The organism is Elioraea sp. Yellowstone (genome assembly GCF_006704265.1).
Taxonomy (GTDB): Bacteria; Pseudomonadota; Alphaproteobacteria; order Acetobacterales; family Acetobacteraceae; genus Elioraea.
Map to the genome: position 1 here is coordinate 1 of NZ_VIKA01000126.1, position 9,423 is coordinate 9,423.

The 9,423-nt window shown below is 73.5% G+C and carries 9 protein-coding genes; 4 read left to right on the forward strand and 5 right to left on the reverse strand.

The window, feature by feature from the left end:
- On the forward strand, positions 1-541 hold a 541-nt coding region (locus FK498_RS14765), incomplete at its 5' end, for a hypothetical protein (RefSeq protein ID WP_237560959.1).
- Positions 542-644: 103 nt separating this feature from the next.
- On the opposite strand, the gene thpR is transcribed toward FK498_RS14765, so the two are convergent.
- Together thpR and FK498_RS14775 are read right to left on the reverse strand one after the other, a co-directional pair.
- The gene (gene thpR / locus FK498_RS14770) at positions 645-1,184 is read right to left on the reverse strand and encodes an RNA 2',3'-cyclic phosphodiesterase (protein ID WP_202614872.1); all 540 of its coding nucleotides are present in this window, start codon (positions 1,182-1,184) and stop codon (positions 645-647) included.
- 1 nt (position 1,185) lies between these two features.
- Positions 1,186-1,767 carry an arylesterase gene (locus tag FK498_RS14775; protein WP_237560960.1) on the reverse strand — a complete coding sequence of 194 codons (582 nt, stop codon included), beginning with the start codon at positions 1,765-1,767 and terminating at the stop codon, positions 1,186-1,188.
- A 94-nt stretch (positions 1,768-1,861) separates the two neighbouring features.
- Between FK498_RS14775 and FK498_RS14780 the strand changes: the two genes are divergently transcribed.
- The 3 genes from FK498_RS14780 to FK498_RS14790 all read left to right on the forward strand — a co-directional run bounded on the left by FK498_RS14780 (position 1,862) and on the right by FK498_RS14790 (position 6,054).
- The gene (locus FK498_RS14780; RefSeq protein ID WP_141855832.1) at positions 1,862-2,590 is read left to right on the forward strand and encodes an ABC transporter ATP-binding protein; all 729 of its coding nucleotides are present in this window, start codon (positions 1,862-1,864) and stop codon (positions 2,588-2,590) included.
- Positions 2,590-5,169 (forward strand): ABC transporter permease, encoded by a 2,580-nt coding sequence (locus FK498_RS14785; protein ID WP_141855834.1) that lies wholly within the window; start codon positions 2,590-2,592, stop codon positions 5,167-5,169. The genes FK498_RS14780 and FK498_RS14785 overlap by 1 nt, the downstream gene beginning before the upstream one ends.
- 102 nt (positions 5,170-5,271) lie before the next feature.
- The gene (locus FK498_RS14790) at positions 5,272-6,054 is read left to right on the forward strand and encodes a Bax inhibitor-1/YccA family protein (RefSeq protein ID WP_141855836.1); all 783 of its coding nucleotides are present in this window, start codon (positions 5,272-5,274) and stop codon (positions 6,052-6,054) included.
- A 70-nt stretch (positions 6,055-6,124) separates the two neighbouring features.
- Here FK498_RS14790 and FK498_RS14795 read toward each other — a convergent pair whose 3' ends face one another.
- The 3 genes from FK498_RS14795 to FK498_RS14805 form a co-directional block, all read right to left on the reverse strand.
- Positions 6,125-7,810 (reverse strand): Na/Pi cotransporter family protein, encoded by a 1,686-nt coding sequence (locus FK498_RS14795; RefSeq protein WP_141855838.1) that lies wholly within the window; start codon positions 7,808-7,810, stop codon positions 6,125-6,127.
- A gap of 81 nt (positions 7,811-7,891) precedes the next feature.
- The gene (locus tag FK498_RS14800; RefSeq protein WP_141855839.1) at positions 7,892-8,764 is read right to left on the reverse strand and encodes a hypothetical protein; all 873 of its coding nucleotides are present in this window, start codon (positions 8,762-8,764) and stop codon (positions 7,892-7,894) included.
- A gap of 46 nt (positions 8,765-8,810) precedes the next feature.
- Positions 8,811-9,423 (reverse strand): CarD family transcriptional regulator (locus FK498_RS14805; RefSeq protein WP_370510907.1); only part of this gene is annotated, 613 nt, incomplete at its 5' end.

Sequence of the window (9,423 nt, forward strand, 5' to 3'; positions counted from 1 at the left end):
AGCCCGCCTACGCCCGCTCCTGACCGCCCCGGGCTCCGGAGCGCTCCCGCCGCCGATGCCCCCCGCCCCCGCCCCGGCCCTCGCGCTGCTGGCGGGGGCCGTCGCCCTCGCCGCCTGCGCCGGCTCTCAACCCGAACGCGAGCAGGCAATGGCCGAGCACGCGCTGCGGCACATGGCCGCCGCCCGAGCGGGGCTGGAGGCGATGCGGCGCGGCGTGCCCGCCCATGCGGTCGCTCCCCGCCCGATCGTGCCGGCCGCGGCGCGCACCGGTGCCGTGCGCTCGCCGCGTTCGGCGGGCGACCTCGCCGGGCTGACCGAGGGCGAACTGCGTGCGGTGATGGGCGAGCCCGACCTGGTGCGGGCGGAAGGCGAGGTGCAGGCCTGGCTCTATCGCGGCCCGGCCTGCCTGCTCGACGTGTTCCTTGAAGGCGGGGCCGAGCCCCGCGTGATGCTGGCGACCGCGCGCGCCGCCGGGCTCGACCGCGTGCCGGAGGAGGTCTGCCTGCGCGCCCTCTCGCGCGCCCGCGCCACGCTGTGGTGAGGCGAGGACCCTGGAGCGGTTTCCACACGAGCGGAAACCGCTCCGACCTGTCCTTGCGAGCATCTTCGCGCATACGGCCGATTCCAGCCGCATGCGATCTGCTCTAGGCCAGCGCGTAGTCCGCTTCCGCGGTGTAGTGCGCCTGGTCGCGCGCGAGGTGCGACGAGAACAGCGTGAACCGCTCGACCGGCACGGGGGCGGCGCGGAACAGGCCGTGCGCGCGCAGGAACTCGCCGAGCTTCACCGGGTCGGGGTTGTCGAGCCGGGCGAGGGTGACGTGGGGCGTGAAGCGCCGCCGCTCGGGCGCGCAGCCCGCGCGCACCACGGCGCTCTCGATCTTCGCGCGCAGGTGCTCGAGCGCGGGGTTCCGCTCCACCCCCACCCAGAGCGCGCTCGCCCGGCCGCGCGCCTCGAAAGCGCCCACCCCGGCGAGCGTCAGCGCGAAGCCGCGCGCGGTGATGCCCGAGAGGCTCGCATCGATGTCGTCGGCGCGGCCGTTGTCCACCTCGCCGATGAAGCGCAGCGTCAGGTGGTAGTTCTCGGGCGGCACCCATTTCGCGCCGCCGAAGCGATGCGTGACCATGAGCCGGAGCCGTTCGCGCAGCTCCGCCGGCAGGGCCAGGGCGACGAAGAGACGCACCACGTCACGACCTCGCCTTCTCGATCAGCCGCTCCACCGCCGGCAGGATGCGCTCCACCATCACGGCGACCCCGCGCGCGTTGGGATGGATCCCGTCCGGCTGGTTGAGCGCGGGCTCGGCCGCCACGCCGTCGAGGAAGAACGGATAGAACACCACGTCGTGCGCGCGCGCGAGCCGCTCGTAGGCGTCGCGGAACGCCGCGCCGTATTCCGCGCCGAGATTGGGCGGGGCGAGCATGCCGGCCAGCAGCACCGGGATGTTCCGTGCCGCGAGCCGGGTCAGGATCGCGTCGAGATTGGCGTAGGTCGCCGCCGGGTCGATCGCGCGCAGACCGTCATTGCCGCCGAGCGCCACGATCGCCGCGTCCGGTGTCTCGGCGAGCGCCCAGTCGAGGCGCGCGAGCCCGCCGGCGGTGGTGTCGCCCGACACGCCCCCGTCCAGGACCCGGGCCGGGATGCCCCTGGCCCTGAGCGCCGCCTCGAGCTGCGCCACGAACCCCTCGCCGCGCGCCAGGCCGTAGCCTGCGACCAGGCTGTCGCCGAGGGCGAGAATGCGGATCTCGCGCCCCTGGGCCTGGACTGACATGGGCGTGAGAAGCACGCCGGCGGCGAGCGCGAGCGCTTTCCGCCGGAGGAGGACCGGGCCATATCGGCGGGGATCGCTGGAGGACAGTCCCGACATGGATGCCATGGTTCCCCCCGCCGCAGCGGGCGGCGACGGTCTGATCGAGGTGCGCGACCTGGAATTCACGGTGGCCTCGCAGGCCGGCAAGGTCAACATCCTGCGCGGCATCACCCTGTCGGTGACGCAGGGCGAGGCGGTCGGCGTGGTCGGGCCATCGGGCTCGGGCAAGTCGACGCTGATGATGCTGCTGGGCGGGCTCGACCGGCCCACCGCGGGCAGCGTGCGGGTCGCCGGGCACGATCTCGGCGCGATGGACGAGGACGCGCTGGCGCGCTTCCGGCGCGACCATGTCGGCATCGTGTTCCAGTCCTTCCATCTCGTGCCGACCATGACGGCCGAGGAGAACGTGGCGATCCCGCTCGAGTTCGCCGGACGGCGCGACGCCTTCACGCGCGCGCGCGCGGCGCTGGAGACCGTGGGCCTCGGCCACCGGCTGCGCCACTACCCCGCCCAGCTCTCGGGCGGCGAACAGCAGCGCGTCGCCATCGCGCGCGCCTTCGTCGCCGAGCCCGCACTCCTGCTCGCCGACGAGCCCACCGGCAACCTCGACCAGGCGACGGGATCGGCGGTGATCGAGCTGATGTTCGGCCTGCGCGCGCGCCACGGCACCACGCTCGTGCTGATCACCCATGACCCGGCGCTCGCCGCGCGCTGCGGGCGGATCGTCTCGCTCGCCGACGGGCGCGTGGTCGCCGACCGGCCGGTGCTCGCCGAGGCCGCCTGATGGAGGGCACGCTCGCCCGGCCGCTCCGCGCTTCGGTCGCCGGCGCGGAGGCGCCGGTCCTCGCCACGGCCTGGCGCCTCGCGCTCCGGGAGCTGCGCGGCGGCACGCGGGGCCTGCGCATCGTCATCGCCTGCCTCGCCCTCGGGGTCGCGGCGATCGCCGGCGTCGGCACGCTGACGAGCGCGGTGGTGGAAGGGATGCGCGCGGACGGGCGGCGCATCCTGGGCGGCGATCTCGAGGTCTCGGTCGGCTACCGGGAAATGCCACAGGCCGCGCGCGACTGGATCGAGGCGCGCGGCGGACGCGTGGCCGAGGTGGTCGAGATGCGCTCGATGCTGGTGGTCGAGGACGGTGCGCGCGACCGCATGCTGGTGGAGCTGAAGGCGGTCGGCCCGGCCTATCCGCTCTATGGCACCGCGCGGGTCGAGGGGACGGCCGATCTTGCCGAGGCGCTCGCGGCGCGCGACGGTCTGCCCGGGCTCGCCGCCGAGCCTGTGGTGGCGGACCGGCTCGGCCTCAGGCCGGGCGCGCGGGTCCGCCTCGGCGACGCCGTCTTCCGCTTCGCCGGCGCCATCCTCGAGGAGCCGGACCGGGTGGCGCGGCCGACCGTGTTCGGCCCGCGCGTGATGATCGCGCGCGATGCGCTCGCCGCGACGCGGCTGGTCCAGCCCGGCAGCCTGGTGCGCTACGAGTATCGCGTGCGCCTGCCCGAGGGCGCGGATGTCCGGGGCTTCATCGCCGGCCTGCGGGCGGCCTTCCCCGACGGCGGCTGGCGCATCCGCACCGCGGACGAGGCCGCACCGGGCGTGATCCGCTTCGTCGAGCAGACCTCGCTGTTCCTGACGCTTGCGGGGCTCACCGCGCTGCTGGTGGGCGGCATCGGCGTCGCCAACGGCGTGCGCGCCTGGCTGGCGTCGCGCCGGCAGACCATCGCCACGCTGAAATGCCTCGGCGCGCCGGCCGGGGTGATCTTCGCCACCTACACGCTCCAGCTCGGCGCGATCGCCGCCCTCGGCATCGCCCTCGGGCTCGCCGCCGGCCTCGGCATCCCCTCGCTCGCCGCCCTGCTGCTCGCCGATGTGCTGCCGGTGCCGCCGCGGCTCGGCATCTATCCGCTGCCGCTCGCGCTCGCAGCCGCCTTCGGGCTGCTCACCGCCGCGACCTTCGCGCTCTGGCCGCTCGCGCGGGCACGCGCGGTCCCTGCGATCGCGCTGTTCCGCGAGGGCCTGGGCGAGCGGCGCACGCCGCCGCGCCGCTCCCTGGTCGCCGCCAACGCCGCGCTCGCCATGGCGCTGGTCGGACTGACGGTGGCGGTGGCGCAGGATCGCGTCTTCGCCGCCTGGTTCTGCGCCGCCGCCGCCGTCACGCTCGGGCTGTTCCGGCTCGGCGGCTGGGCGGTGCAGCGGGCAGCCGCCGCGGCACCGCGGCACCTGCCGCCGGCGCTCAGGCTGGGCTTCGCCAACCTGCACCGTCCGGGCTCGGCAAGCGCGCTGATGCTGGTCTCGCTCGGCCTCGGCCTCTCGACCCTCGCCTCGGTGGCGATGATCCAGGGCAATCTCCAGCGCCAGGTGGTCGAGCGGATCCCGGAGCGGGCGCCGGCATTCTTCTTCATCGACATCCAGAACGACCAGGTCGGGCGGTTCGAGGCGGTCGCCGGCGCCATCCCGGGTGTGGGCGAGATCGCCCGCGTGCCGTCCTTGCGCGCACGCATCGTGGCCGTGAACGGCGTCCCGGCCGAACAGGTGCGGACCACCGAGGACACCGCCTGGGCGCTGCGCGGCGACCGCGGACTGACCTATGCCGCGACGCCGCCCGAGGGCACGCGCCTGGTGGCCGGGTCCTGGTGGCCCCCCGAGTATCGCGGCGAGCCTCTGGTGTCGTTCGACGCCACTCTCGCGCGCGGCTGGGGAATCGGCGTGGGCGACCGGCTGACCGTCAACGTGCTCGGCCGCGACATCGAACTGCGCATCGCCAGCCTGCGGGTGATCGACTGGCGCAGCCTCGGGCTGAACTTCACCCTGATCGCCTCGCCCGGCCTCCTGGAGGCGGCACCGCACACGCACATCGCCACGGTTCAGGCCGCACCGGAAGCCGAGGCGCCGCTCCTGCGCGCGGTCACCGACGCGCTGCCGAACGTCTCGGCGATCCGGGTGCGCGACGCGCTCGAGGCGGTGAACGCCCTGCTCGGGCGGATCGGCGACGCGCTCTCCTCGACCGGCGGGGTGACGCTGCTTTCCGGCGCGCTGGTGCTGGCAGGCGCGATCGCGGCCGGACGGCGCCAGCGCATCCGCGACGCGGTGGTGCTGAAGACCCTGGGCGCGACCCGGCGACAGATCCTCGCCGCCTATCTGGTGGAGTTCGGCGTGCTCGGCACCGCCGCCGGGCTGCTCGCCGCCGCCGTCGGCTCGGCCGCGTCCTGGGCGGTGACCACCCACGTGATGCGGTCGGACTGGGCGTTCCTGCCGGGCACGCTCGGCGTGACCATCCTCGCCTGCGTGGCGCTGACGGTGGCCTTCGGCTGGCTCGGCACCGCGGCGGCGCTGCGCGCGAAGCCGGCGCCGCTGCTGCGGACGGAGTAGGCCGGGCACCGCCCCGCGCTGTTGCCGATTTCATTTGATTCCGGCAGCTGCCGGCCCATATTCGGAAGCGAAACCGCCAACCTAGGGAGGTTGCCTCAACCCATGTCCTGGAGTCCGGAAACCCGCGCCTATGGCGCAACGCAGACGGTTCCGTCCGCCGGCGTGGACGCCGCGCGGCTGGACACCGGCCTGCGGAAGTACATGCTCGGCGTCTACAACTACATGGCGTCGGGCCTGCTGCTGACCGGCATCATCGCGCTCCTGTTCGCGACCACGCCGGCGCTCCTGCAGCTGCTCTACGCCCCGGTGCAGACGCCGGCGGGCGTCGTCGTCAGGCCGACCATCCTCGCCTGGGTGGCGATGCTGAGCCCGCTCGCCTTCGTCCTCGTGCTCAGCTTCGGCATCAACCGGCTGTCCAAGACGGCTGCGCAGGCGCTGTTCTGGGCCTTCTCGGCAGCGATGGGCCTCAGCCTGACGAACATCTTCCTGGTGTTCACCGGCGAGAGCATCGCGCGCGTGTTCTTCATCACCGCCGGCACCTTCGCGGCGATGAGCATCTACGGCTACACGACGCAGCGCGACCTCTCGAAGCTCGGCTCGTTCCTGATCATGGGCCTGATCGGGATCATCATCGCGAGCCTGGTGAACATCTTCCTCGGCTCCTCGGCGCTGCAGTTCGCGATCAGCGTGATCGGCGTGCTCGTGTTCGTGGGCCTCACCGCCTGGGACACGCAGCGGATCAAGACCGACTACATCCAGCACGCCTATGCCGAGGGCACGGAGGTGGCGGCGAAGCGGACGGTGATGGACGCGCTCGCGCTCTACCTCAACTTCATCAACCTGTTCACGCTGCTGCTGCAGCTCTTCGGCCAGCGCCAGGAGTGACGGCGGAGCCTGACCGGCGATGAGGGGCGGGCCCGGGGAGCGATCCCCGGGCCCGTTCCGCACTGGGCGGTCACGTCGGCACGCTCCCGGCCCTGACCGTCTCGGCCGGAGCGTTGCGCAGGCGCGAGGAGCGAAGCTCGCCCTTGCTCTCCAGGATCGGATGCGCGACCGCGGTCAGATGCGCGACGATCCGCTTGAGATCGCGCAGGATGTCGAGATGGAGGGAGGAGGTCTCGAGCGAGGCGAGGGTGCCCTCGCGGAGCCGGCGCAGGTGGCTCTCGGTCGCCTCGCGCTCGATCGCGCGCACCTGCTCCTTTGCCAGCACGAGCTGGCGTGCCATCTCGGGATCGCGCGTGACGAACACCGCGACCGCGAGCCGGAGCTGCTCGACCGCGAGCGTGTGCAGGCGCTTGATCTCGCTCCAGCCCTCCTCCGAGAAGGAAACGCGCAGCCTGTGCTTCTTGGCCGCGAGTTCGAGCAGCGTCTTGTCGATGATGTCGCCGACATGCTCGAGATTGGTGGTGAACAGGATCAGGTCGAAGGCCTGGCGCGACTGCGCGTCGGTGAGCGGCCCGCGCGTCAGCCGTGTCAGGTAGAGCTTGATCTCCTCCTGCATCCGGTCGACCTCGCTGTCGAGTCGCTTGATCGCCTCGCGCCGCGCCGCATGCGCCTGCTCGAAGGGCAGGATCGCCTCGCGCAGCATCACCTCCACCGTGTCGGCAAGCCGCATCACCTCGCGCGTCGCGCCCGAGAGCGCGACGTTCGGGCGGTCGAGCGCCGCATCGTCGAGATGGCCGATCTTCTGCTCGCCCGGCGCGGGCATCGGATCGGGCATGAGGCGCCGCAGGAACCGCGCCGCCGGGCCGGTGAGCGGCAGGAACAGCGCGGCGAGCAGAAGGTTGAAGAGCGTGTGCGCGTTCGCGGTCTGGCGCGCGACATCGGCGTCCACCAGCGCGAGCAGCGCCGCGGCGTGATCGACCAACGGCAGGGCGGCGAGCGCCCCGGCCGTGCGGAACATCAGGTTGCCGACCAGCATGCGCCGCACCGGCGGCGCGGCGCGCAGGTTCACCCCGAGCGGGATGAAACCCGAGCCGACATTGGCGCCCAGCACGAGCGTGAAGGCGAGGCCCGCCTCCAGCACCCCGCCCAAGGCCAGCGAGATGAACAGCAGCACCGCGGCGACCGAGGAGTGCACGAGCCAGGTCAGGGCCGCCGCGATGCCCAGCGCGAGCAGGGGCTCGCCGCCGAGATGCGCCAGCACCTCGATCAGGAGCCAGTTCTCGCGCAGCGGCGCGGAGGCCGTGACGATCATGCCGAGGGCGAGCACCACGAGCCCGAGCCCGATCGCGACCCGCCCGACCTGGCGCGCGATCGCGTTCTTGGAGACCATGAAGACGATCGTGCCGGCGAGCAGGAGCACCGGCACCGCCGGCCGCGGATCGAAGGACATCGCCTGCACCACCAGCGTCGAGCCGATATCGGCACCGAGCAGCACAGCGAGCGCGGGCGCGAGCGCGATCAGCCCGCGCTCGGCGAAGGAGGTCAGCAGCAGGGCGGCGGCGGTCGAGCTCTGCAGCGTGGCGGCGGTGGCGATGCCGGCGCCGCAGGCGGCCAGGCGATGGCGGGTGGCCCGCGCGATCAGGCCGCGCAACCGCTCGCCGAAGGCGCGAAGGATCCCCGTGCGCACCATGCGGGTGGCCCAGATCAGCAGGGCGACACCGCCGAGCAGGTTCAACAGCAGCATCTGCCCCGACATCGGGCCTCGTCCTCTCGCCGATCCTGGAAGTATATGACAGTTCGATGACGGCCTCGCCCCGGCAATGTCGCCACCGTCGGCTCAGGCCTCCAGCACCTCGAGCACCTCGCCGGTCGGCGCGAAGCAGGCGGCGACCAGCTTCCCGCCGAGCCCGCAGCCGGCATCCAGCGTGACGCCGAAGCCCTGCTCCACCGGCCCGTCGGCGCGCCGGCAGAAGCCGCGCACCAGTCGCGCGAAGCCGCCCCAGCCGCGCATCTCGCCGTCCTCGCCCGCGATGCCCGCGGCGGCACGCTCGAAGCCCAGGTCGTCCCACCAGAACGCGTCGCCCTGTGCGTCGAAGGGCCGGTCGGGGTTCACCCCGGCGGCGACGAAAAGCACGCCCGGCGCCTCGCCGGCGAGGTCCTGCGGCACGGTGAAGGCCGCCCGCTTGAGCGTGGTGAGCAGGCTCTCATGGCCGGGCCGGGCGCGGATCGCCGCCATCAGCCGTGCCGTCCAGCGCGCGCGCTCCAGCGGCCCCTGGCCGGCCGCACGCAGCCCCTCGGCGACCGTGATGCCGTAGGCGGCCAGGGTGGCGCCGATGCCGTGGTCGGCCATCCAGCGCACCGCCTCCACCGCGGTCGCGGGCCCCGGCGCATACTGCAGGCGCAAGAGCCGGTGCAGCATCTCCTCCTGCGCACCGCGCAGCAGCACCACGTCCTCGGGCTCGAAGCCCGGCCGGGCGAGCACGGCGCGGCGGAACACCAGGATCTCGTCGAGCGTGCCGGCGACGTCCGGGCCGATGCCGAGCACATTGCCGAGATAGACCAGCCGGTCGCCCAGCCAGACGCGCGTCTCGAGCGCCGCGTGCAGCGCGGAGAGCCGGGCGCGCTCGCCGCGCACGGCGGCGATCGCCCAGACGCGCCGGGCCGGCCAGAGCCGGGCGAAGCGGTCGGGGGTCGCGGTCTCGGGGCTCATCGGGCGCGATCATGCCCCGGCTCGCGCCGGGACGCGACCGCGCGCCTCAGGCCGCCTTCAGCATCGTGGCGAGCTTGGCCGCCGCGGTGGGCTTGTCGACCTGCTCGATGGCGGCGAGTTCGGCCGCCAGCCGGTCCATCGCCTGCTCGTAGATCTGCCGTTCGCTGAACGACTGGTCGGGCTGGCCGGCGTTGCGGTGCAGGTCGCGCACCACCTCGGCGATCGCGACCGGATCGCCCGAGTTGATCTTCGCCTCGTACTCCTGGGCACGCCGGCTCCACATCGTGCGCTTGACACGCGCACGGCCCTTCAGGGTCGAGAGCGCCATCTCGATCGCCTTGCGCGAGGAGAGCTTGCGCAGCCCCGCCGTCCTCGCCTTGGCCACCGGCACGCGGAGCACCATGCGGTTCTCCTCGAACTCGACCACGATCAGGGTGAGCTTGTGGCCGGCGATCTCCTCGGTGACGATGCCGGTGACGCGGCCGACGCCGTGCGTCGGATAAACGACGTGGTCGCCGACCTCGAACTCCGGCGGCGCGGCCGCAGCGGGTTGCGTCTCGGCGGCCGGCGCGGGCTTGGCCGCCGCCGGCTTCTTCGGCGCGGGCGCCGGCGGCGCAGCCTTCGCGTCGGCGCGGATCGCAACGGGCGCGGCATCGGAC

What these genes read in the sequence shown, in the direction of transcription:
- FK498_RS14795 (WP_141855838.1), bottom strand. Translation starts at nt 7,810, where the DNA reads ATGTCGGGGCAGATGCTGCTGTTGAACCTGCTCGGCGGTGTCGCCCTG.
- FK498_RS14800 (WP_141855839.1), bottom strand. Translation starts at nt 8,764, where the DNA reads ATGAGCCCCGAGACCGCGACCCCCGACCGCTTCGCCCGGCTCTGGCCG.
- FK498_RS14790 (WP_141855836.1), top strand. Translation starts at nt 5,272, where the DNA reads ATGTCCTGGAGTCCGGAAACCCGCGCCTATGGCGCAACGCAGACGGTT.
- FK498_RS14775 (WP_237560960.1), bottom strand. Translation starts at nt 1,767, where the DNA reads ATGTCAGTCCAGGCCCAGGGGCGCGAGATCCGCATTCTCGCCCTCGGC.
- FK498_RS14780 (WP_141855832.1), top strand. Translation starts at nt 1,862, where the DNA reads ATGGATGCCATGGTTCCCCCCGCCGCAGCGGGCGGCGACGGTCTGATC.
- FK498_RS14785 (WP_141855834.1), top strand. Translation starts at nt 2,590, where the DNA reads ATGGAGGGCACGCTCGCCCGGCCGCTCCGCGCTTCGGTCGCCGGCGCG.